The organism is Staphylococcus sp. M0911, from assembly GCF_003491325.1.
GTDB classification, from domain to species: domain Bacteria; phylum Bacillota; class Bacilli; order Staphylococcales; family Staphylococcaceae; genus Staphylococcus; species Staphylococcus warneri_A.
Map to the genome: position 1 here is coordinate 2284763 of NZ_CP022881.1, position 24062 is coordinate 2308824.

20 protein-coding genes, 1 tRNA gene and 1 other RNA gene are annotated in these 24062 nt (G+C 33.5%); 7 read left to right on the plus strand and 15 right to left on the minus strand.

Annotated features, from left to right (window positions below; translation table 11 throughout):
- Nucleotides 1–93: 93 nt before the first annotated feature.
- The 11 genes from recR to gltB form a co-directional block, all read right to left on the minus strand.
- Nucleotides 94–690, minus strand: coding sequence for a recombination mediator RecR (gene recR, locus ssp1_RS11130; RefSeq protein ID WP_002466890.1), 597 nt, complete (start codon nt 688–690; stop codon nt 94–96).
- 4 nt (nt 691–694) lie between these two features.
- Nucleotides 695–1012: a YbaB/EbfC family nucleoid-associated protein gene (locus ssp1_RS11135; RefSeq protein WP_002451946.1), complete on the minus strand. Its 318-nt coding sequence runs from the start codon at nt 1010–1012 to the stop codon at nt 695–697.
- 89 nt (nt 1013–1101) lie between these two features.
- Complete coding sequence (dnaX, locus tag ssp1_RS11140) at nt 1102–2802, minus strand: DNA polymerase III subunit gamma/tau (RefSeq protein ID WP_107536074.1); 1701 nt, start codon at nt 2800–2802, stop codon at nt 1102–1104.
- Between the two features lie 70 nt (nt 2803–2872).
- On the minus strand, nt 2873–3403 hold the full coding sequence (locus ssp1_RS11145) for a GNAT family N-acetyltransferase (protein WP_049425478.1): 531 nt from the start codon (nt 3401–3403) through the stop codon (nt 2873–2875).
- Nucleotides 3404–3560: 157 nt separating this feature from the next.
- Nucleotides 3561–3830: signal recognition particle sRNA large type (gene ffs, locus ssp1_RS11150), an RNA gene on the minus strand.
- Nucleotides 3831–3921: 91 nt separating this feature from the next.
- Nucleotides 3922–4656, minus strand: coding sequence for a trehalose operon repressor (gene treR / locus ssp1_RS11155; protein ID WP_075778039.1), 735 nt, complete (start codon nt 4654–4656; stop codon nt 3922–3924).
- 25 nt (nt 4657–4681) lie between these two features.
- A complete protein-coding gene (gene treC / locus ssp1_RS11160; protein WP_075778040.1) occupies nt 4682–6319 on the minus strand; it encodes an alpha,alpha-phosphotrehalase in 1638 nt (545 codons plus the stop codon).
- 75 nt (nt 6320–6394) lie between these two features.
- On the minus strand, nt 6395–7831 hold the full coding sequence (gene treP / locus ssp1_RS11165) for a PTS system trehalose-specific EIIBC component (protein ID WP_075778041.1): 1437 nt from the start codon (nt 7829–7831) through the stop codon (nt 6395–6397).
- 280 nt (nt 7832–8111) lie between these two features.
- Nucleotides 8112–8204: transfer RNA gene (locus ssp1_RS11170), tRNA-Ser, on the minus strand.
- Nucleotides 8205–8256: 52 nt separating this feature from the next.
- Nucleotides 8257–9720 carry a glutamate synthase subunit beta gene (locus ssp1_RS11175; RefSeq protein WP_049425207.1) on the minus strand — a complete coding sequence of 488 codons (1464 nt, stop codon included), beginning with the start codon at nt 9718–9720 and terminating at the stop codon, nt 8257–8259.
- 15 nt (nt 9721–9735) lie between these two features.
- The gene (gltB, locus tag ssp1_RS11180) at nt 9736–14232 is read right to left on the minus strand and encodes a glutamate synthase large subunit (protein WP_107536075.1); all 4497 of its coding nucleotides are present in this window, start codon (nt 14230–14232) and stop codon (nt 9736–9738) included.
- Nucleotides 14233–14432: 200 nt separating this feature from the next.
- Between gltB and gltC the strand changes: the two genes are divergently transcribed.
- The 3 genes from gltC (at nt 14433) to ssp1_RS11195 (ending at nt 17301) form a co-directional block, all read left to right on the plus strand.
- A complete protein-coding gene (gene gltC / locus ssp1_RS11185; RefSeq protein WP_037552498.1) occupies nt 14433–15308 on the plus strand; it encodes a glutamate biosynthesis transcriptional regulator GltC in 876 nt (291 codons plus the stop codon).
- A gap of 119 nt (nt 15309–15427) precedes the next feature.
- Nucleotides 15428–16540, plus strand: a complete 1113-nt coding sequence (locus ssp1_RS11190) for a YibE/F family protein (RefSeq protein ID WP_107536076.1) — start codon at nt 15428–15430, stop codon at nt 16538–16540.
- The gene (locus tag ssp1_RS11195) at nt 16537–17301 is read left to right on the plus strand and encodes a YibE/F family protein (protein ID WP_002451936.1); all 765 of its coding nucleotides are present in this window, start codon (nt 16537–16539) and stop codon (nt 17299–17301) included. Before ssp1_RS11190 ends, ssp1_RS11195 begins: the two co-directional genes overlap by 4 nt.
- 50 nt (nt 17302–17351) lie before the next feature.
- Here the strand turns inward: ssp1_RS11195 and ssp1_RS11200 are convergent, their stop codons facing one another.
- The gene (locus ssp1_RS11200) at nt 17352–17816 is read right to left on the minus strand and encodes a GNAT family N-acetyltransferase (protein ID WP_002451935.1); all 465 of its coding nucleotides are present in this window, start codon (nt 17814–17816) and stop codon (nt 17352–17354) included.
- 11 nt (nt 17817–17827) lie between these two features.
- A complete protein-coding gene (locus tag ssp1_RS11205; RefSeq protein ID WP_075778950.1) occupies nt 17828–18214 on the minus strand; it encodes an NUDIX domain-containing protein in 387 nt (128 codons plus the stop codon).
- Nucleotides 18215–18406: 192 nt separating this feature from the next.
- On the opposite strand from ssp1_RS11205, the gene ssp1_RS11210 reads away from it, so the two are divergent.
- Both ssp1_RS11210 and ssp1_RS11215 read left to right on the plus strand, forming a co-directional pair.
- Nucleotides 18407–18676, plus strand: coding sequence for a hypothetical protein (locus ssp1_RS11210; protein ID WP_002451933.1), 270 nt, complete (start codon nt 18407–18409; stop codon nt 18674–18676).
- Between the two features lie 291 nt (nt 18677–18967).
- Complete coding sequence (locus ssp1_RS11215; protein WP_075778951.1) at nt 18968–20464, plus strand: glycosyltransferase; 1497 nt, start codon at nt 18968–18970, stop codon at nt 20462–20464.
- Nucleotides 20465–20510: 46 nt separating this feature from the next.
- Here the strand turns inward: ssp1_RS11215 and ssp1_RS11220 are convergent, their stop codons facing one another.
- A complete protein-coding gene (locus ssp1_RS11220) occupies nt 20511–21440 on the minus strand; it encodes an NAD-dependent epimerase/dehydratase family protein (RefSeq protein ID WP_107536077.1) in 930 nt (309 codons plus the stop codon).
- A gap of 153 nt (nt 21441–21593) precedes the next feature.
- On the minus strand, nt 21594–22592 hold the full coding sequence (locus ssp1_RS11225; protein ID WP_075778953.1) for a LysM peptidoglycan-binding domain-containing protein: 999 nt from the start codon (nt 22590–22592) through the stop codon (nt 21594–21596).
- Between the two features lie 706 nt (nt 22593–23298).
- On the opposite strand from ssp1_RS11225, the gene ssp1_RS11230 reads away from it, so the two are divergent.
- The gene (locus ssp1_RS11230; protein ID WP_002450876.1) at nt 23299–23499 is read left to right on the plus strand and encodes a cold-shock protein; all 201 of its coding nucleotides are present in this window, start codon (nt 23299–23301) and stop codon (nt 23497–23499) included.
- A 142-nt stretch (nt 23500–23641) separates the two neighbouring features.
- Nucleotides 23642–24001, plus strand: coding sequence for a DUF1304 domain-containing protein (locus ssp1_RS11235; RefSeq protein WP_075778043.1), 360 nt, complete (start codon nt 23642–23644; stop codon nt 23999–24001).
- The last annotated feature ends 61 nt before the right edge of the window (nt 24002–24062 follow it).

Consider the following 24062-nt stretch of genomic DNA (forward strand, 5'->3'; position numbering starts at 1 on the left):
CTAAAATCTCACTATATACAAACTTTAACTTTTTTTACATTTTATTAAACAAAAATTAAAAAACACTGACACGTTACGCATCAGTGTTTTTAACTACATTTCAGTTCTACCAGCTATCGCTTTAGATAATGTTACTTCATCTGCATATTCTAAATCTCCGCCTACAGATAATCCTTGTGCTAGACGAGTTACTTTAATGCCTATTGGTTTAACAAGACGGGAAATATACATTGCTGTTGATTCGCCTTCAAGATTTGGATTCATAGCGAGTATTAACTCTTTAACTTCATCATTTTTCAAGCGTTCAACCAATGCTGGTATATTTATGTCCTCAGGGCCTATACCATCCATAGGTGATATCGAGCCATGTAGAACATGATACAAGCCTTTAAACTCTCTCATTTTTTCCATTGCTATGACATCTTTATCATCTTCAACAACACAAATAACTGAGCGATCTCTTTGTTTATCTTCACAAATATAACAAGGATCTTTTTCAGTTATATGTCCACACACACTACAATAGGTAAGTTCACGCTTTACATCTACGAGCGCTTTCGCAAATTGAACGACGTCATCTTCTTTCATATCTAATGTGTGAAATGCCAGACGTTGAGCGGTCTTAGGACCAATGCCTGGCAATTTCATAAAACTATCTATAAGTTTGGATATGGGTTCTGGATAATGCATCTTATCACATTCCAGGGATATTTAAGCCTTGAGTATGTTTACCTAAGCGTTCTTGTGTTAACTTATCAGCTTTGTTCATCGCTTCATTAGTAGCTGCTAATACTAAGTCTTGTAACATTTCAACGTCATCTGGATCTACTGCATCTTCTTTGATTTGTACATCTACTACTTCTTTGTGTCCAGTAACAGTTACAGTAACCATGCCGCCACCAGCTGTACCTTCAACACGTTCATCTTTTAATTTTTCCTGTTCTTGTTCCATTTTCTTTTGCATTTTTTGCATTTGTTTCATCATTTGTTGCATATTTCCGCCACCGCGCATAATCTATTTCCTCCTTGTAATTCCTTGAATTCTTTAAATAATAACTTTGTTTATATTATACATACGAATATTAGCCTTGTCATGTGTAGCTAATCATCTATCATATGTACTGTTTCTTCTCCAAATAAATCTTTCGCCTTTTGTGCTACATCTTCTTGTTCTGGCTCAGTTTCTATTTTTTCCGCTTCATTATGTTGATCCTGTTTTCTGTTTTGAAGATATTCTGCTCTTACACGTAACCATTGATCTGAGGGAACACCCACTACTTTGACAGTTTTATTAACGATATTACAGACTACACTTTCTATATTGTTACGCTTTTCATCGTCTTTATTAACAATTTCACAGTGAATCTCTTCTTCAAATTTCACTAACACATGATCTTCGCTTGCTGCTACTGGTTCTGAATTTTGAAGTAAACTTACTAAGGACTTTTTATCATTGTTTTTAGCATGATCAATAACTTCTTGCCAATGATCTTTGAGTAGTTTGATATCATCTTTATTGGCTTTATCTAACACTTTAGCAATTTGTTGCATAGAAAAAGCATTTTTTGAGCGTTGTTGACTTCTAACTGGTTTTTTCGGTGATTGCGTCTGTCCTGATGCCGATACACCTTGCGATTTTAATACTTTCAATTCCTGCTCTAATTGTTCCATACGCTGTAATAAAACGTCATTATTAGGTTCTGTAGCAACTTGTGTTGTAGCAACATTTTGCACTGTTTCTGGTTTAGCTTTAATCATTTCAGCTAATTTTACCAACAGTACTTCGAAATGCACGCTTTGATTCACACTAAAACGTATAGATACTAATGTGTCATTGATAATATCAATCATGCGATATAAGGTATCCAAGTCAAAATGAAGAAGTGCGTCATATTCGACTTCTTGGTTAGATGTTTTATTCATAATTGTATCTCTGACGAAATAAATCATATCATTTATTAAACGATTGACTTCTTTTCCTTCAGTAACAAATTGATGATACCTCGTAAATGATGCCTTAACATCGCCTTTAACCACATCTTTAAATAATTTATTTAACGATGCTTCATCCACACTACCTGTAACATTTAACGCGTCTTGTAATGTTAAATGTTCATCTCCAAAAGCAATGGCTTGGTCCATAATACTTAACGCATCTCGCATACCACCTTCAGAGGCCTTAGCAATAAATTCTAGCGCCTCATCATCGTAAGGTAATGACTGTGAATCAGCCACGTATTTCAAACGTTCGACAATTTGTTCTAAACTGATAGCTTTAAAATCAAATCTTTGCGCTCTTGAAATAATAGTTGGTGGGATTTTGTGAGGTTCAGTCGTAGCTAATATGAAAATTGCGTGTGCAGGTGGTTCTTCTAATGTTTTTAATAACGCATTAAAAGCACCTGTCGTTAACATATGAACTTCATCAATAATATAAACCTTGTATTCGGATTCACTTGGTGCGTATTTAACTTTATCTCTAATATTTCTAATCTCATCAACACCATTGTTACTCGCAGCATCTATTTCAATCACATCAGAATTAGTGCCTTGAGTGATACCTTTACAAATTGCACACTCATTACATGGTTCCCCGTCTGTACTATTTGTACAATTTATAGCTTTAGCAAACACCTTAGCAATACTTGTTTTTCCTGTCCCTCTAGGGCCGCTAAATATATAGGCATGGGATTGTTTCCCTTTAGATATCGCATTTCGTAAAGTTTTAGTTACGTGCTCTTGTCCGACGACGTCATCAAAACTTTGAGGACGATACATACGATATAACGCTTGATAATTCACCTTAGCACCTCCGTTTGCAATTACTCTCTATTATATCATTTGTGCTAGCCTGTTCATCAATAAAAATTCTTTAACGCATAATACTTGGATATTTTACTTGTCCAATTGGTTGGTCTGTTAAATTATCCCATAGAAACTTCACTAATAAAGGCTGCGTGACATCTTCATCCTTAGAATATAAATTATAGTCATTTGCTAATTGATAGCCTAATTGAGTAAAGTATGATGTTTCTCGATCAACTACAATAGTAGTGTACCCTTCTGACTTCGCACGTTCTTCAACAGCTTGGACTAGTGCTTTACCTAATCCTTGATTTCTTAATTCCTTTTTTACTGATAGTGACGCGACAGTCAAAGCGGTATATGTTTTCTCTTCTGAAATCACTCTGACTTCGACAAGCATGATATGTCCAATCACTTCATTTTGTTCGTTCTTCGCTATTACTTCTAACTCATAATTATAGTCATCTGACTTTCTTAATGTTTTAACAAGCGCTTTTTCCTGCCAACTTGCTTCCGGTTGTTCATCGTAATTTGCTTCAATACTATTTAATGATTCTTCATAATCCACTTCTGTTAAGGTACTCAAATAGATTTGCATCTTTACACCACCATTTACGTCATTAGCTATTTCGTTTGTTTTATCGTTATAACTTTATCAAATTATGTCACATTTATCTATTTATATAAAAAGAGAGCGACTCATCATACAAGTCGCTCAAATCTATATTCGATATTATTATTTATAAATTTAAAAACCGTGCACCTTTGAATCGAACGTATATCACAAACGTTACCGAAGTCGTTAGCTAAATCTCGGCTACCCTACGGCACATATGAGAGTCCACTTAATGCTGCTTCCGTCAGGACCTGACATGATTCATGGGTTCATATTGCATAGGACCGAAATCTTCAAACACTACGTGCTTCGGGCAGACTTCACAAAAATACGCCCTCAACAAAGGAATTAAGTCTCGCATAAAGCGGATTTCGAGTACAGGGAACCGCTACCTCCCCACCTAGCACGGTAAGATTTATAATACTATAATTACTATTATGTTTGCAAGCTTAAAATCTTACAACTATAAATATCTATCATAAATTCGTTCAGCTTCGACTCTATTGCAATAAATTTTCTCGACGTCTTGAAAACTCCTTAAATTTAAATTCAGTCGCAAGATGTTTAGATATATTATATTGAAACTGTGTCGTATCCTTTAAATATACTGTACTTCGCACTGTCGCTGTATAAGGAGGGTTAATATCGCCAAACATCTCATAGTCTAATCTTGAAAATGGTTCAAAAGTAATAGATTTACTTGAGTAACTGATATCTAGCTCTAAATCATTTTCTAAATAGTTATATATAGATTGTTTCGCAACGCTATTAGGAATAGATGTAACTACAGATTTCAAGAAAAAATCTTCATCTAAGATTTTCACCTTGTCTTGAATTGAACGTGCGCGAATAACATGAAGCAATATATCATCATTTTTTAATCCTAATGCTAACCTTACTCTTTCATAATCGCCTGCATTAACTTCTTCGTTAACAATAAGTTCAGTATGGTGTTTCAAGCCTAATTGATCTTGTACTTCTTTGAAACTAATCAACTCTGAAAACGGAAATTCAGTGATTCCTTGGTATATAACAACAGACCCTTTTCCTCTAATCTTTTGAATCATGCCATCATTCGCTAACAGCTCCAGCGCTTTACGAACCGTTTCTCTAGACGTCCCATAATTAGATACCAATTCATTCTCTGACGGTATTTGATCACCATATTGGTATTGTTCTGATAAAATCTGATTTTTTAACTGTTCATAAATAGTAATGAATTTCTTTTGAGTCATGTTGAGATCCTCTTTTTACATAAAATTACTTCGCCGTTTCAACCACAATTGCACCAAAGCCTGACATTTGACGTTGCTCTAATATTCCATTTTGAATAATTACATCACCTGAGACATCTAAATCTTCAGGTAATAATACAGGTTCTTTAGAGAAATTAGCAATAACCAACCAAGTTTGATTGCGATAATGACGACGATATACAAATAATTGTTCGTGTTCCATATACATCGGTTCAATATTACCATAAGTTATTATATCGTGATGATGTCTTAATGAAATCAATGTTTTATATGTGTGTAAAATAGACTCAGAATCTTTCATTGCTTGTTCCACATTAATATGGTGATAGTTCTGAGGAATAGAAATCCAAGGTTCTCCAGTTGTAAAACCTGCATGATTTGTTGCATTCCATTGCATTGGCGTACGAGAGTTGTCACGTGATTTTTGATCTAATATTTCTAAAATTTCTTGCTCGTTGTATCCCTGATTTTTCAAATAATCATAAGCATTTAATGATTCTACATCTCTATAAGCATCTATTGAATTGAAATGAGGGTTGGTCATACCAATTTCTTCGCCTTGATAAATATATGGTGTCCCTTGTAGCATGTGTAGTGAGATGGCTAATGTTTTAGCGCTTGCTTGACGTAAAGATTCAGAACTATCATCCCCGAAGCGTGAAACTACACGTGGTTGGTCGTGATTACACCAGAATATCGCATTCCAGCCACCACCTTCATATATACCTAATTGCCAATCCATCAATATTTTTTTAAGTTGTTGAAAATCCATACTACCCTTAGCCCATTTTTCACCGTCAGGATAATCTACTTTTAAATGATGGAAATTAAATACACTACTCAATTCTTTTCTTTCTGGATTAGAATATTTAATACAGTGATCAATGGTAGTAGACGACATTTCACCGACAGTCATCATATTCTTATTACCAAATGTATGTTGATTCAATTCATGTAAATACTCATGCACTTTGGGTCCATCCGTATAAAACTCTTTTCCGATTTTGTCAGAGTCCTTAAATTCACCTTTGGAAATAAGATTGATCACATCAAACCGGAAACCATCCACACCAAAATCAATCCAATAATTGACAATTTGATAAAGGGCTTGTCTAACTTCTGGATTATCCCAATTTAAATCTGCTTGAGTAACATCAAATAAGTGTAAATAATAGTCATCACTTTTTTCATCATATTGCCATGCATTACCTCCGAATTTGGATTCCCAATTTGTGGGCGGTCCATCCTCTGAATGTCTAAAGAAATAATAGTCTCGATAAGGACTATCTTTAGATTGAATGGCTTCCTTAAACCATTGATGTTCTGTTGATGTATGGTTAATCACAATATCCATCATTACTTTAATATCTCGTCGATGAGCTTCTTTCACTAAAACTTTAAAATCTTCTAAAGTACCAAATTGTTCATTAATAGTAAGATAATTACTAATATCATACCCATTATCGTTCATAGGCGATTCATAAATTGGCGTTAACCATATGTAATCTACGCCTAGAAAATGTAAATAATCTAGTTTCTCAATAATACCTTTTAAATCACCCTCACCATTGCCTGTCGTATCATTAAATGATTTGGGATATATTTGATAAACAACTGATTTTCTCCAGTCTTGTTCACTCATTGTTAAACCACCTTTATGTATTATATGAAAATAAAAAGCGCTCAGAGGTTTAATCAACTTGAACGCTTTACTTTTTTATGAATTAGATGTGTCGACCATCTTTTTAGCTTTTTGATTACTAAATCTTGAAAATACTATTGTTAACACAGCTGGAACAATTGTCGCAATTAATGTAGCTGGAAGATAGATCCACCAAAATTCACTTTTGATTGAGATAAATGCAGGCCAACCACCTACACCAACACTACCTAATACTTTGTGAGCACCAATGAAAGCACCTAGTACACTTGAAGTTAGAATGGCCGCAATAAAAGGATATTTTAATGGTAAGTTCACACCAAATAAAGCTGGTTCAGTTACGCCTAATACACCTGAAATACCTGAAGTAAACGCAAGTCCTTCTTCTTTAACCATTTTCTTACGTTTATAGACAATCCATGCACCAAATGCCGCTGAACCTTGGCAAATATTTGAAATCGCTAGAATTGGCCATAAATATGTACCGCCTAAACTACTACCCATTAATTGGAAATCAACGGCTAAGAACATGTGATGTAAACCTGTTATTACAAGTGGTGCATATAATAAACCATATAACGCGCCACCTAACCAGCCTGCATGTTCAAATACATAAGTCACGCCATTTGTAATGCCTGTGCCTAATATTAAGGCAATAGGTCCTATAACTATAAACGCTAAGAAACCTGTAATCAACAATGCTACCGGTCCAACTACGAGCATCTTAATAGAATCATGTACAACTTTGTTTAGTACTTTCTCTAATTGAGCTAACACATATGTTGCTAATAATACTGGTAAAACTTGTCCTTGATAATTAAGCTGCTTAATTTCTAAGCCAAATAAATTCCAAGTTGGTATATGCCCTTTACCAATATCATATTGTGATACAAGTTGCGGATGCATTAAGATAAGCCCTAAAACCAATCCTAAAATTGGACTTCCTCCAAATACACGCATACTACTCCAACCAATTAAAGCAGGTAAGAAAATGAAAGCGGTACTTGCGATGACATTAATTATATTTGAAATGTCCGCAATTTGTGGGTACATGTCTATTAACTTTTTAGGACCAAATAACCCTTCCATAGTTAAAATGTTATTGATCCCCATTAATAACCCAGCTGTTACAATCGCTGGTAAGATTGGTATAAATATATCCCCCAATAATTTAATCAATCTTTGAATTGGATTCCCTTTTTTAGCTGCAGCTTGTTTAGCGTCGTCTTTTGAAGCTTCTTCTGCTCCTGTTTCTGCTACAAATTGTTTATAAACTTCATCTACCGTTCCCGGCCCAATAACAATTTGATACTGATGATCTGCTTTGAATTGTCCTTTTACTAATGGATTATCACTCAACGCATCTTTATCTACTTTATTATCATCTTTTAATACTAACCGTAGTCTTGTTACACAGTGTGTCGCAGTATCTAGGTTCTCCTTCCCCCCAATTGCATCTACAATGGCTTTTACATCTTGTTTTTTTACAGCCATAGCCCTCACTCCTTTGTTATCTTACACAAAGTATAACTTGTCTAGACAAGTTATGTAAAGGCTTTCAACTAAATTCATATAATCTTTTACTTCAAAGACACAAATGAGTCACGTTTCAATTAAAAACTGCCCCTTTATTAGGCATATAAAACTGTCAGCACTGCGTTGTTCAATTCCGTCTTAACGTCGCTATATAAAAAGGCAAATAAAAAAGGCAAATACTCATCATAAAATGAATACTTGCCTTTTATATCTATTAGTCTTGGATTTAAAATTCTAATGGCGGAGGAAGAGGGATTCGAACCCCCGCGGCCCGTTAAGGCCCTGTCGGTTTTCAAGACCGATCCCTTCAGCCGGACTTGGGTATTCCTCCATTGAACACAATAATTATCATATAATAGTGTTCATTAAAAGTCAATTCTTTTTTACACTAGAATTTCTTGGTTTAAATACGTTTCAACTGCATCAGCTACGGCTCTACCTTCTTTAATAGCCCATACAACAAGACTAGGTCCTCTTCGTGCATCCCCAGCAGCAAAGATCTTCGAATGATTCGTTCTAAAGTCTTTGTCATTAGCCACAATTTTGTTTCGTTCGGTTTTAATACCAAATGATTGTGGAATGGTGATTTCAGTACCTATAAAGCCAATGGAAAGTATAACTAAATCTGCTGGCCAAAATCGTTCTGGTCCATCTTCCATCACCGTACCGTCTTCAGTCTCTCTTAATATTTGTGTATAAAGCCCTCTCACTTTCCCAGTATCGTCCACATCATATCTCATTGTTTGAACACCATATGCACGTGGCTCTTTACCAAATTTCGCTTCACATTCTTTATGTGCATAATCCATTTTGAATACTGGTAAGGCAAGTGGCCACGATGTATTGGTTTCAAAAGTGATTTCTTCAGGAAGTTTCGTAAACTTATTGAACTGCACAATGGATTTACAATTTTCACGCAACGCTGTTGCCACGCAATCTGCCCCCGTATCTCCTGCACCAATAATAATGACATTCTTATCTTTAGCTGAGATAGTTACTTCGTCAATTTCACCAGTTAAAAATCGTGTTTGTTCTGTTAAATAATCCATTGCAAAGTGAATACCATAACCCATACGTCCCTCTAACGGTAAATCTCTAGCATTCTGTGAACCTGTGCATAAAATAATAGCATCATATGTTGATTCTAAATCTTCACGACTGATATCGACACCAATTTCAATGCCAGTTTTAAACTGAATGCCAGCTTCTTTCATTAATTTAATACGACGTCTTACCACATCTTTATCTAATTTCATGTTAGGAATACCATACATCAATAAGCCACCGGGTTCCTTAGCTCGTTCATATACTGTGACCTTATAGCCTCTATGGTTAAGTTCATCAGCTGCTGTCAACCCAGCTGGTCCACTTCCTACGATAGCAACACTTTGCCCTCTATCCGCTTCAGGATATTTTGGCTTAACCCATCCATTTTCATATGCTTCATCAATAATTGTACGTTCAATTCCTTTAATAGCTACTGAATTCCGATTAATTTTCATCACACATGATTGTTCGCATGGTGCTGGACATACACGTCCAGTAAATTCTGGAAAATTGTTCGTTTCACTAAGTCTATCGTATGCTGCTTTAAAATCTCCTCGATAAACTAAATCGTTCCATTCCGGAATATAGTTGCCGATGGGGCATCCTATCGTTTCAAAACCATAGGATAATCCACTTTGACAAAAAGGTGTACCGCAGTCCATACATCTCGCCCCTTGAGTAGATGCATCTTCCTTTGTAAAACGTTGTTGAAATGCATGATGATTTGAAAGACGATCAATCAAAGACAATTCTGCTAATGCTTGCTTTTCATATTTCATAAACCCTTTAAATTCGCCCATGATAATCCCTCTTTCTTAATAAACTACTGCTGGTTTTAATGTCTCATCAACACTTGAACTGTTATCATTAAATGCCGCTAACATAGCATCGTCTTTTCTACTATGTTGACGTAATTGAATATCAATTTTTTGCATCATTAATTTATAATCTTTAGGTATCACTTTGACAACTAGATTTTTTATGTCATCGAAATGTTGTAATATATCTTGCGCCTTTGAACTATGTGTATATTTCACATGACTCTCAAGCATTTTCTTAATAAACTGCATTTCTTCGTCATACATAACTTCACTAAATTCCAAAGTATTAAGTGCATGTTGCGTCTTAAATTGACTGATATCACTTGGAAATACATAACTTACGCCACCACTCATACCTTGACCGAAGTTCTTTCCTACATCGCCAAGTATTAATACGTGGCCGCCTGTCATATATTCAAGTCCATGATCACCAATACCTTCAACTACCACATCGGCACCACTATTTCTAATACAGAAACGTTCTCCGGCTTTACCATTAATAAAAGCTTTACCTTTTGATGCACCATAGAAGCATACGTTTCCTGCTATGATTTCATTTTCACGTAATGAATTAGGTGCTTGTACAATGACTGTACCACCTGACAAACCTTTACCGACATAGTCATTGGCATCTCCATTATGATGTATCGTTAATCCTTTTGGCGCAAAAGCAGCCAAACTTTGACCAGCATGGCCATCCGTATTAACATAAATCGTATCTTCTGGTAATCCTTTTTCCCCATATTGTTTAGCAATCGCACTACCAGTAATCACGCCAACATCACGTTGAACGTTCTTAATGGTATAACTTCCTGAAAATGCATGACCTGCCTCTATACTTTGTTTGGCATCTGGATATAGATAATTCAAATCAAAACCTTCATCTAATTGGTGATTCTGTGCTATTTCCTTAGTATTAGGACCATCAGCTATGTTGATTAATCGTTCGATTTCAACAGATGCTGCTTTTGTTCCTGGTTTAATATGAGAAGAACGTTGTAATAAGTCTGTTCGTCCTACTAATTCTTCAACTGTTCTCAATCCTAATGATGCAAGTATTTCACGTAATTCTTCTGCAATAAAATACATAAAATGTACAACATGTTGTGCTTTTCCTTTAAATAAAGCACGTAAATCTTTGTTTTGAGTAGCAACTCCTACTGGACATGTATCCTTATGACAAACACGCATCATAACACATCCCAAAACCACTAAAGGTGCTGTTGCAAATCCAAATTCTTCCGCTCCAAGCGCACATGCATACGCTACATCTTTACCAGTAAGCAATTTACCATCTGTTTCTAACTTTACTCGACTTCGTAAATCATTTAATTTCAAAGTTTGATGTGTTTCAGCCAAACCTATTTCCCAAGGCACACCCGCATGTTGAATACTAGTTTTAGGCGAAGCACCTGTTCCACCGTCATAGCCACTGATGACAATTTTATCTGCAAACGCTTTTGCTACCCCTGATGCAATGGTTCCCACACCTGTTTTCGACACTAATTTAACAGCAATATCCGCTTCTTTATTTGCATTTTTCAAATCATGAATCAATTGCGCTAAATCTTCGATAGAATATATATCATGATGCGGTGGTGGTGAAATGAGACCGATACCCGGCGTAGATCCTCTTGTTTCGGCAATCCACGGATATACTTTAGAACCAGGTAATTGACCACCCTCACCAGGTTTAGCACCTTGTGCTACTTTAATCTGTATTTCCTTTGCATGTTGTAAGTAGTCATTCGTTACGCCAAATCTTCCAGAGGCAACTTGTTTAATTGCGCTAATTTTATTACTACCGTCTTTTTGAGGTTGATAGCGTAAAGGATCTTCTCCACCTTCACCACTGTTACTTTTACCTCCTAGACTGTTCATCGCTTGCGCCAATGTTTCGTGTGCTTCAGCTGATATAGATCCATAACTCATTGCACCTGTGTTAAAACGTTTAACAATTTCAGAAGCAGGCTCAACTTTTGATATATCAATAGGTTTACAAGTCTTAAATTCTAATAAATGACGAATAAAATCTTGGCGCTGTTGATTAACCGTATCGGAATATTGTTTGAATAAGTCATAGTCATTATCACGACAAGCATGCTGTAATAAGAAAATTGTTTTAGGATTATAAGCATGATGCTGTCCTTGTTGTCTCCATTGGAAAGTACTACCAGACGCTAAATAATCTGAATGCGACTCTTGTCTTGCTTTATTTTCCTCATCAATTTGTTGAATGTTAATACCAGAGATTTTAGATTGTGTCCCTGTAAAATATTTATCAATAACAGTTTGTGATATCCCAACCGCTTCAAATATTTGTGCACCTTGATAACTTTGAACTGTTGATATTCCCATTTTAGCCATTACTTTAATAACACCTTCTGATAACACGTTTGTATACGTTTCGACATTCGATGTTACTGTACCATGTAATTTGCCATCATTTGTGAGTTGTTCAACCGTTCGTTGAGCTAAATATGGCACGATTGCGTTTGCCCCATAACCTAGTAAGCATGCTACGTGATGCACTTCACGTGTCTCACCAGATTTTGCAACTAAACTTGTTTCCATACGTAAACCTTCGCGTATCAAACATTGATGAACATGGCTCATTGCTAGTAACATTGGCATGGCAAATCCTGATTCTGACGCTAGCAAACTATCGTCTAATACGATAATTTCAGAACCATTTTTCACATATTGAATCACTTCATCAGATAATCGTTTCAAACTAGTCTCTAAATCATCATGATATATAGTTGAAACATAAGTCGTTTTAAACTTCTCAGTATCAATAGCTTCTAATTGAGCCTCTGTTAATACTGGTTTTTTAAGTTGAACACGATGAAGTACTGCTTTATCAGGTTTCAATAGATTGCCTTCGCCACCTAAATAAGACATTTCACTTGTGACAATTTTTTCTCTGTAAGCATCAATAGGTGGATTAGTAACTTGAGCAAATAACTGTTTAAAATAATTAAATAAGCTTTCAGGTCTATCATTTAATACTGCAATAGGTGCATCATATCCCATAGCACCAATAGGATCTTTCTTCTGCAAAACTAAATCAACGATATACTTATTCATTTCTTCTTTTGTATACGCAAATTGACGTTGTAGTTTAAATAATGTTTCATCATCATATTCAGTTGAACTGTATTTCACATGATCTATATGCGCTTCATATTTTTCTGTTTTTAGCCACTCTGCATACGGATGTTCACTAGCAATTTCATATTTCAATTCATTGTTTTCAACAACTTTATTCTTCTTAAAATCGACTAATAATAATTTTCCAGGATTTAATTGCCCTTTAAACGCAACCTCTGATTCATCAACATCTATTACGCCAACTTCAGAAGAAAAGACGATGAAATTATCTTTCGTGATGGTATATCTACCAGGACGCAAACCATTACGGTCTGTTAATGCGCCTATCTTATCCCCATTACAAAATGAAATCATTGTAGGTCCATCCCATGGCTCCATTAAGTAACTATAAAATTCATAAAACGAACGTACATCTTTGTTATTCGATTTGTTATAGAGCCATGGCTCTGGTATTAATAGCATGGCAGCTTTTTCCGGTTCCATTGCCAAAGATAAAAACTCTAATGCATTATCAACGATTGATGAATCACTACCATCTTCATCAACGATACGATGTATTTTATGTTGATCCTCACCAAAAAGTGTATGTACTAATTTATTTTGACGTGCACGCATCCAATTAACATTACCTTTAATTGTATTAATCTCACCATTATGCATAAGTAGTCGATTAGGATGTGCACGTTTCCAACTCGGAAATGTATTTGTACTAAATCTTGAATGTACTAGACCAAGTTTCGATTGATAGGCTTCGTGTGTTAAATCTAAATATAGCCCTTTAATTTGATCAGAACGTAGCCATCCTTTATAGACAATGGTTTTGTGAGATAAGCTTGTAAAATATAATTCTATCCCTTCTTGTTCAGCGTAATATTCTATTTGCTTTCGAGCTAAATAAAGTTGTTTATTTATATCTTCAGCGTGACGAATATCGATAAACACTTGTTGAATAAAAGGCATCGTATCCGCTACATGCTGTGCAACTGCCTCTTTATTAACTGGTACATCACGATAACCTATGACACCGAGACCTTCACCTTCAAAATAGTGACTCAACACCGTCTCATGCTTACTTCCAATCACACGTTCTTTTGAAAAAAATAGCCCTACTGCATATTCACCTTCATTGGGTAGTGGTAAATCATGCAACTGTTCAAAGAATTTAAAGGGAATTTCGGTCATGATACCTGCACCATCACCAGTCATTCCATCAGCACTGATACCACCTCTATGATCTAATCTACATAACATTTCTAATGATTTTTCAATGACATCGTGTGATCTAATGTTATCCATATTAGCGTAAAAACCAATACCACAAGCATCATGTTCCTCACGATAATCGTATAATCCCTTTTTTAGCTTCTCATTATACATGATGCACACTCCCTTTTAGAATTTTCTGACAATTAATATTTAGTAATCATTAATATAATGTAATTGTTTCATCTGTTCAATATATAAATTAGATAATATTTATCTAAAAATTAGAACAATTAACAACCAAACTGTTATAATAAGTGTCAAATGTAATGTTGGATAAGTTGCAGAAGTAGCTAAAAGTGAGGATTGAAATGATGGAAATCAAACAACTTAAATATTTTGTAGAAGTAGCTAAACGAGAACATATTTCTGAAGCTGCATTAGAATTAAATATTGCCCAATCAGCCATAAGTCGTCAAATGACTCAGTTAGAAAAAGAATTAAACGTTAACTTATTTAAAAGACAAGGACGAAATATCTTATTAACATCTGAAGGCAAACAACTATTAACGGAAGCCACTAAAATATTGGATCAATTAGATCAAACAATACAATTATTTCAACATCAACAGACATTAAGTAATCAGAAGATATTTTTATCCTATAGTGAAAGTGAAGCTTCCCATAAATTAGGTCGCCTCATTCAAATCTTTGAAGAACAATCAGAAAGTCAAGTTATCCCTAATTTGAGTCAAGACAATGACATTTTGGATAACGTATTAAAAGGAGAAATAGATATAGGGATCCTTGAACTGACTGATGAAATTAAGCAACATTCTGATTTAAATATGACTGCTTTATTCGAAGAACATTATAATTTATATACTAACAAGAGAGACCCTATCGCCTTAACACTGCAACCTCATTTATCTCAATTGCATTTACAAAATGTCTTTTGTCTAACCGTGTTACCAAAATCAATTAAAGAAAAATTACCTTCAGACATACGTACAATATCAGATAAACAATTAGCTCAATACCTTTTAAAAAAAGAAAGAGGTGTTTTGATTACACCTCAAAATATTTCTTTAGATAGTCCTTCAAATGAATGGATTAAAATACCTCTCAGTCACACTGAAATAAAACGTACGATTTGTGTGATTACTAAAAAAGGAAATCATAAACCCGATTTACCTGTTGCTTTACAAACGATACAAGTATTGTTTAATAAAACATCTACGTACCATTAAATATAAGGTCAAGTTAGGATTAACAGTATTCAAAAGGTCGCTTCGGTTTATTTTTGAAATCTAATTTAATTAAGCGTATAATCATTCTATTATTTCATAGAAGAATTGGGGTTTATTGAATGCAATTCAATACTTTTTTCAAAAATAAATTTTATTGGGTCGTTATGGCATTCATCATCATATTTTTAGGTTTATTTATATTCACTTTCTTTAATGAAAAATGTTATCAAATGCCTATCGGTAAAATAACAGATGTTCAAAGATTGAGCACACAACATGTATCTGACGATCAACATAACAAAGACATCAAATACAAAGACCGACTTACCGTTAGAATATTAAACGGTAAATTTGAAGGTAAATCAACAACAATCACTAACGAGTTTGTTAAATCACAAGTTGATTCAGAACGTTTTACTAAAAACGATAAAGTTTTATTACATATTTCTAAAAATCCGAGCGACGCCGATATCATTGAGAAAAAGCGCGATGGATTAGTCGTTCTTATCACAGGCATTTTCTTCATCACGATATTAATTGTAGGCAGACAAGTAGGTTTACAATCGATACTTTCACTCATCTTGAACTCAATCGCAGTTTTAGGTGCGATTTATATTCATTATCAAATGCCAAATACGAGTTTATTCACATTGATGGTTATAGCAATGATTGTTTCAACAACATTGACTCTATTACTAGTTACAGGCTGGCGAATGCGAACACTGATTACCATTGTTTCTACACTTGTAGGTACGTTTCTTTGTATAGGTATCGCTGAGTTAGTTATACGATTCACTCATGGCAATGGTATTAAATATGAAACAATGAGTTTTTTAACCTTACCACCGAAAGAGGTCTTTTTAGCTTCAGTATTAATTGGTTCACTTGGAGCTGTTATGGACGTTGCAATCACTATTGCTAGTGGGATGAATGAGATATTGCAACGAACACCTCAAATTAGTATGAGGAGATGGGCCCTAGCAGGTAGACATATTGGCCAAGATATTATGGGGACGATGACAAACATTTTATTATTCTCTTATTTATCTGGTAGTTTACCTATGTTTCTCATATATTTAAAAAATGCCAATACCATTACATATACCATTTCTATGAATTGGTCATTAGAAGTTGCTCGTGCATTGATAGGGGGTATTGGGATTGTTTTAACCATCCCAACCACTATCGGTTTAATGGAATTATGGCTTAAAATGCGAGGTGAAAATCGATGAGTGCAATAACAATATTAGGCTTGATATTACTAGTGCTGATGATTATTTTCGGAGGTAAAAAAGGACTCGTGTCATTTGCGACATTATTTTTAAACTTCATCGTTTTAGTCATTAGTATCTTAATGATTATTTTTGGTGTACCGATATATATCACAACTATGATATTCTGTATCGTTGTCGCAGCATGTAATCTATTCGTGTTAAATGGGTACGATGTTAAAACACAAGCCGCATTTATAGGTACAATCATCACAACGCTTATATTAATTCTAGCTATATATATTTCAGTGAACGTAGGCCATTTACAAGGCTTCGCGACAGAACAACAAGACGAAACATATGTATACTCTATGAATATCGGCATCGATATGGTTCAATTCATGATATTTACTATTGTGCTTGCTGTGATCGCTGCTGTCATTGATTTAGCTATCACCATCAGTTCACCCATGTATGAATTAAATGATACTAACCCAAATTTAAGTCAACATCAATTATTTCAATCAGGCATGCGTGTAGGTAGAGAAATTCTAGCAACATCTGCAAACACTATATATTTAGCTTATTTCGGAGGCCAATTGACATTATTCTTTTGGTTCTTCAAATTAAATTATTCATTTGGTCATATTATCAACTCGAAAATCTTTGCCCAAGAATTTATTTCAATTCTATTCGGAGGTATTGCTGTTGCTATTAGTATTCCTATCACAGCTTGGGTAACTGCTTTTTTAATTAAAAGACAATCAACTGCTATCAAATAAAATGAAGCAGCATATAAGGAGGTTGTTACAAACGTCCTATATGCTGCTTTTTATAATGGATATGACATTACATACACAGGCTTCCCTATCATCGTTGACTCACCTATATGATAATATCCAGCTTGTTCATATAAATGGATGGCTCTTGGATTATCGATGTTTACAGTCAATACAATTTCATTGATATGTGGATAGAAATGCTTTATATAAGTACTCAGTTGATGGATGACATGTTTCCCTACACCTTTACCCCTGTATCGTGCATCAACAGTAAATGATCTAAAGAAAATCGCTTTTGGATTAGTAGAATATGGTGCTGGTCCATCTCCTTCATGTAAAGTGAAAAATGCAACACACTGTTGTCCTTCCATAACCAATGTTGGATATCTATTTTCATTCGTTTTAGCAGACTCCAAGTTTTCCAACGGTGTTTTTGTATAGCGTGAATCTTCTTCAGAGAGTTGTATTGATTGAACAGCTTCAAAAAATTGTGGTTGATATGCTTTTATTTCCATATTGTCTCCTTTTATTGACCTGACATTTCTTTTATCCAAGTTAAAACTGCTGGTGCAATATACTCTGAATCATTTTTATCAAACCACTTAATATCAGTAATTTCATTATGCGTATGTATCTTATCCCAATTAATTGATACTGTTGCTCGATAGCCATTTAACTCTGTTAACATATTTTCTTGAGGATATGCTTTTCCAACGACTGTACCTATATAAGACAATTCTTTATCTGACAGTTCTAGCTTTAATTCTTCTTTCAATTCTCTTTTTAAAGCTTGTAATTGTGTTTCTCCTTCATCAATTTTACCACCCGGGAAATAATATTTTTCACGATGACGTACTTGTACAAGTAATATTTGATCTTCTGTTTCCTCTACTAAGCAAACACATTTAATCATAACTTAACTCCTTTCTGCAAATACTTCTAACATCAAAATATATTTAGTTTTATGTTATCATAATTTCGCAAAATCTTTCTCCTCATCATTTTATAAATTTTAGTGTATAATCAATAGAATATGGGTAATCAATATTAATAACTATGTTTGAATTGGGATAAAGTAACACCCAAATGCATTGGAGGTAAAATAATGGCAAAAAAATCAAGCGCAACACGCTTATCAAATTTATTCGGAATCGCAGGATTTATTGTTGATGGCTATAATGGTATTAAATATGATGCTAAAAATAAGCAACTCGTATACTTATCATTGGGCCTAAGTACATTAGGTACATTATTAGATTTTTATGTATCTATTAAATCTCCTTATAAATTCCGTAAATTAGGTGCATTAGTATCATTCGCTATTAATGGTGCACGTTTATTTACAAGCTTTAGAAAAGTAAAAAATGAATACTAAACATATTCTTTTTATATAAATTAAGATAGTAATAGTCTGAGTTCTCATGTGAGGATTCAGACTTTTTTAATTAAACCTTTAACCTCATCACACTCAAAATCACACGTTGTTATATGTGGTATGTTCATAAAATTTATAAATACTTCAATTCTGTAGATTTATAAATATCAAAATATTTGTAATTCTTATTCATAGACATTAACATGACAATAATTCAAAGTTATTATGTTTCATATTTCACAAAGTATAAATTAACGAATCGCTGCGGTATTACTGAAAGGAGTTTACCAAATGATTTACACGATTACATCCACCTTACCTCCCTCACATGGCGGTAGAACCCAAGCTTTATTAAGAAGGATTAAATTGATAGATGAAGAATTTAATGTACCCACTAAAATTTTGACGACAAACTATAATAGAAACTATCCAAATATTTATAAAACATTTTTAGAAGAACATAAAGTCACTAAAAACATAGAATTCGAAAACATTTATGAATGGTTAACAAATTATAAAATTTACGACGTACCCAAAACAAAATTCTTCAATAAACCAAAATACAATAAAATACCAAAACGTATTTCTGGACTTAAAGCTAAAAAGAATACTCAAAATCATGAGATACATTATTATCAAGATAATCAATTAGTGCGTTACAGAAAATATTTCAATAATAATTCAATCTTACGTTACGAAGATGTCATTGCTCCTGAAACTGGCTTGAAAACAAAACGAAGTGAATATAATTCATATGGTTATTTGCATAGAATTATTAATTATTATGAAAATTCTACAAAGAAAAGCCAAGAAATGATGTATTATCCAAACGGTGAAATGTACTGCGAACGTCATTTTAAAGACAATAAAAAAAATAGCGTCAATTTAGTTAAACTGTTCAAAGATGGAAAAGTATATCAAACTTTCTCCGATGACAAGGCATTCGCACAATATTATTTCGAACATAAATTCAAAGATGGAGACATTGTTTTCAGTGATGCAAGACTTTTAGACGATCCATTACTGGCACAATCACATCATACTCGAAATATACTAGTGTTACACAGCTCTCATTTATCCGGGACTCAAATAAAAAAATCTTTCAAATACGCATTTGAACATAAAGAAAATGTTGAAAAATTTATAGTCTTAACGCAACAACAAAAAGTGGATATTCAAGACATGTATCCTATTCCAGATAAACAATTTGCGGTTATTCCACACTTTATTGAAACAAACAAATCTATTGATAATGAAAATGTTGAAGATCGCTTTGTATTTATAGGTCGCTTTAGTAAAGAAAAACAATTAGATCATCTTTTAAAAGCGTATATAGAATTTCTTAAAAGCGGGCATCAGACAAAATTGGCATTATATGGCAGAGATGAAGATAACCAAAAAGCTATGATGCAGGACATCATCGATGCAAATCAATTAAATAGTCAAGTTACCATTCATAAATATACTTCTAGTCCATTAGCCGAATTTAAAAAATCCAAAGCGTCATTATTAACAAGTAGCTATGAAGGATTCGGACTCACTATTATGGAAAGTATTTCTATGGGGTGTCCTGTTATTGCATATGACGTTATGTATGGCCCTAATGAAATTATCGATCATGCTAAAAACGGATACTTAGTTGAAGCGAATAATATTAATCAATTAGCCAACTATATGACTCAAATCATCGAACAACCTCTCACTAAAGTTGAAAATAATGAAAAACTATATTACTCATCAGCTGTTAAACATTATAAGCAATTACTCGAAGCGTTAAAGGCAATTTAAAAATATCCTCCTCACTTTGTTATTAATGCAAAGTAAGGAGGATATTTTATGATTGATATTCTAAATAAGACTGGATTCCTTTTTCAACAGAATATTGAGGGTTAAATCCTAAACTTTGAATTGGCGAAATATCTGCATATGAATGTTTAATATCTCCAACTCTTTCCTCATCATAAACGTATGGAATACTATAATTAAAATGCTGTTCAAATATGTTGACCATCTGCTTTAAGGTCGTTTGTTTCCCAGTTCCTAAATTATAAACATTGCCATTAACGTTGTCATTGTGTAATACTAACCAACATGCTTCAACTAAATCATCAATATAAATAAAATCGCGCGTTTGCAAACCATCTCCATAAAATGTGAAAGTCTCTTTATGATTAAATTTGTGATTAAGAATTGAAATGACCCCTGAATAATCAGAATATGGATTTTGTTTAGGACCATACACATTGAAGAAGCGTAATGAAACGGTAGGTAATTGATATAATTGATGATAAATTTTAGCGTAGCTTTCTCCAGCATATTTTTGTACTGCATATGGAGACCTTGGATCAATACGTGAATGAATCGCTTTAGGCAACCCTTCTAATTGTCCATAAACGGCTGCAGATGATGCAAACAAGAATCTTTTTACATTAGAATGCTGTAACCTGAGTGTTTCTAAAATATTCAACGTAGCATCGATATTCACTTGGTTAGATCGTCCCGGTTGTTGAACTGTTTCCACGACGCTCACCATAGCTGCTAAATGAATGACATAATCAAATTGTTCTTTTTTAATTAAGTCCGAGACAAATTTCAAATTATTGATATTTTCTTGATAGAAATACTCTTTTTTTACATACGGTATATTTTCAATACGACCAGTTGATAAATTATCAATTACATGTACTTCAATATTATTTTGAATACATTTGTGCGCTATGTGTGAACCGATAAAACCAGCCCCACCCGTAATTAGTGCTTTCATGTTGTTGTCCTCCTAGATGCCTGCACGGTATAAACCATGTAATTACTGTGTGATTTTCTTCTAAAATATAATAATGATTGCTTGATCAATTAAAAAAACTACCGAAAAAGTAATTAAACTTAATCAGTAGTTCTATGTTCATATAAGATGATATTAATGAATATATCTATATGTATTCACTTGATATGAAGGAATTGTTCTATATGTCACAATACCTGGTGACGCTGCCCAGTTCATTTCTGAAACTAAAATACTACCATCACTATTAACTCGCTCTACAAAAGCGACATGGCCATAGTATCCTGAATCACTTTGAGCGATTGAACCTACTGTTGGTTTACCATCAATTGTGTAACCATCAGCTGCTGCTGCGTTATCCCAATTGTTTGCATTCCACCAATATGTGCTAATGCCTTTTCCAATTTGAGCACGACGATTGAATACATGATATGTACATTGTCCCCATGTATATAAGTTTTGGTGATTAAATACTGGTGTATTGTAACCATTATTACTTGAGTTAGCTGTATTTGAGCTACTATTTGATGTAGAAGCAGTACCTGATACCTTTAATTTTTGTCCTGGATAAATAAAGAAATTAGATAATCCATTAAGGCTCATTATTTTTTGATAAGTTGTACCATATTTAGCAGCTATTGATGATAATGAATCTCCCGCTTGAACAGTATATGTTGATGAACTTCCAGTTGTTGATGTCGAACTACTTGGTTTACTAGTACTAACTGTACCTGATACTTTTAATTTTTGTCCTGGATGAATTAAAAAGCTTTTTAAACCATTTAATTTCATTAATTTTTGATAACTCATGCCATATTTAGCGGCTATTGATGATACTGAGTCCCCTGCTTTTACTGTATATGTAGACGAACTTGTTCCTGTAGATGATGAACTACTTGGTTTACTAGTACTAGTTGAACCTGATACCTTTAATACTTGGTTTGGAAATATTATATTAGAAGATAAATGATTCAACGATTTTAATTTTGAAATAGATATTCCATATTTACTAGATATAGACCAAAGAGATTCGCCACTTTTAACCTTGTGTGTCGTTGCTGCGTCTGCTTGTGTTGCTGCAATAGCACTCACTGCACTTGTCCCAACAATTGCAGCAATAATTTTTTTATTCAATTACTTATTCCTCCTCAAATACTCTATTTGTTTCTCGGATTTTTTATACAATAAGTATTATACTCTCTTAATATGAATATGGTGTTTGTATTTCATGACATTATGATTACAAATATAATATTTTTATCGAATTGATTCATATATAAAACTCATTTCTACTATATATATGCGACATTTTCTTTTTACCTTTAATATTTACAAATAGCATCAATTTACAAATTTTTTTAAATTTCTATATTAATTTTAAATGCTAATCTTGATACTTCTAAACTTTATTACTTAATTCATCAACTCATTATTTTTTAAGTAAATCTAGACACTTCATTAAGCAATTGATAAATGAAAACTAATTGATTAAATGAAAGATAAACAATCATATAGGCTATTCCAAAATTTTTAAAAGTTATGTTTTAACAAGTTAATACTACTAAAACCAAAATTTATTTTGAGATAATATTGGATGGCCAAAACTTCATAACACTCTGTCATAACAGTCTCTCCAGCTATTTTTAAACATTGTATTATACTAACATTTTCATATTCATAATTATTCTTCCTTTACTTATTGTGTTTTAGGGTGTATAGTTAATCTAACGTAATAAAAGGTCGTGAATTTGATTGAAGTTTATTTGTTTAGAATATACTCTTTTGATTTAATGAAACTTGTTACAAATATTTAGTGCAAAAGCACGCGGAGGTATTCTATATGAATAACGGTACAGTTAAATGGTTTAATTCAGAAAAAGGTTTTGGTTTCATCGAAAGAGAAGATGGAAGCGACGTATTCGTACATTTCTCAGCAATCGCTGAAGAAGGATACAAATCATTAGAAGAAGGACAAAAAGTTGAATTCGACATCGTTGAAGGCGATCGTGGAGAACAAGCAGCTAATGTCGTAAAAATGTAATAACATTTTCAAAGCAACCGTTATGGTTGCTTTTTTTATGCCTAAAATGACATTAAATTATCTATTTATATTGTATTGTAATTAATATCTATTTACATTACTATTTGATTATAAATATAAAGAGAAAAAGGAATGATTTAAATTGAGTATACTCACTGCTATTTTAGTAATACTTGTGGCAATAGAATTCTTATTAATCATGGTGTTACAAACATTACTAACCACATCTAACAAAACTAGTCATACTTTCAAAATGAGTACATCTGCATTAAAAGATAAAAACCTAAATACTTTAATGAAGAATCAAGGGCTTTACAATGGTTTACTTGGTATTTTCATTCTCTATGCCTACTTTTTGAGTACTCATCCTAAAGAATTGACTACATGTCTTCTTGTATATATGATCATTGTTGCTATATATGGTGCACTAACAAGTCAAAAAGCCATCATCATTAAGCAAGGGCTTTTACCAATACTTGCACTTCTATCATTACTATTTTAATTCATTCCGTTAAGTCGATATTCGATTTAGCGGTTTTTTTCATAAAAAAGACCCATTCCAG

Bases quoted from the DNA above. Each gene is read 5' to 3' on its own strand.
- recR (WP_002466890.1), bottom strand. From the start codon at position 690: ATGCATTATCCAGAACCCATATCCAAACTTATAGATAGTTTTATGAAA.
- ssp1_RS11135 (WP_002451946.1), bottom strand. From the start codon at position 1,012: ATGCGCGGTGGCGGAAATATGCAACAAATGATGAAACAAATGCAAAAA.
- ssp1_RS11145 (WP_049425478.1), bottom strand. From the start codon at position 3,403: ATGCAAATCTATTTGAGTACCTTAACAGAAGTGGATTATGAAGAATCA.
- treR (WP_075778039.1), bottom strand. From the start codon at position 4,656: ATGACTCAAAAGAAATTCATTACTATTTATGAACAGTTAAAAAATCAG.
- treC (WP_075778040.1), bottom strand. From the start codon at position 6,319: ATGAGTGAACAAGACTGGAGAAAATCAGTTGTTTATCAAATATATCCC.
- treP (WP_075778041.1), bottom strand. From the start codon at position 7,831: ATGGCTGTAAAAAAACAAGATGTAAAAGCCATTGTAGATGCAATTGGG.
- ssp1_RS11175 (WP_049425207.1), bottom strand. From the start codon at position 9,720: ATGGGCGAATTTAAAGGGTTTATGAAATATGAAAAGCAAGCATTAGCA.
- gltB (WP_107536075.1), bottom strand. From the start codon at position 14,232: ATGTATAATGAGAAGCTAAAAAAGGGATTATACGATTATCGTGAGGAA.
- gltC (WP_037552498.1), top strand. From the start codon at position 14,433: ATGGAAATCAAACAACTTAAATATTTTGTAGAAGTAGCTAAACGAGAA.
- ssp1_RS11190 (WP_107536076.1), top strand. From the start codon at position 15,428: ATGCAATTCAATACTTTTTTCAAAAATAAATTTTATTGGGTCGTTATG.
- ssp1_RS11195 (WP_002451936.1), top strand. From the start codon at position 16,537: ATGAGTGCAATAACAATATTAGGCTTGATATTACTAGTGCTGATGATT.
- ssp1_RS11200 (WP_002451935.1), bottom strand. From the start codon at position 17,816: ATGGAAATAAAAGCATATCAACCACAATTTTTTGAAGCTGTTCAATCA.
- ssp1_RS11205 (WP_075778950.1), bottom strand. From the start codon at position 18,214: ATGATTAAATGTGTTTGCTTAGTAGAGGAAACAGAAGATCAAATATTA.
- ssp1_RS11210 (WP_002451933.1), top strand. From the start codon at position 18,407: ATGGCAAAAAAATCAAGCGCAACACGCTTATCAAATTTATTCGGAATC.
- ssp1_RS11215 (WP_075778951.1), top strand. From the start codon at position 18,968: ATGATTTACACGATTACATCCACCTTACCTCCCTCACATGGCGGTAGA.
- ssp1_RS11220 (WP_107536077.1), bottom strand. From the start codon at position 21,440: ATGAAAGCACTAATTACGGGTGGGGCTGGTTTTATCGGTTCACACATA.
- ssp1_RS11230 (WP_002450876.1), top strand. From the start codon at position 23,299: ATGAATAACGGTACAGTTAAATGGTTTAATTCAGAAAAAGGTTTTGGT.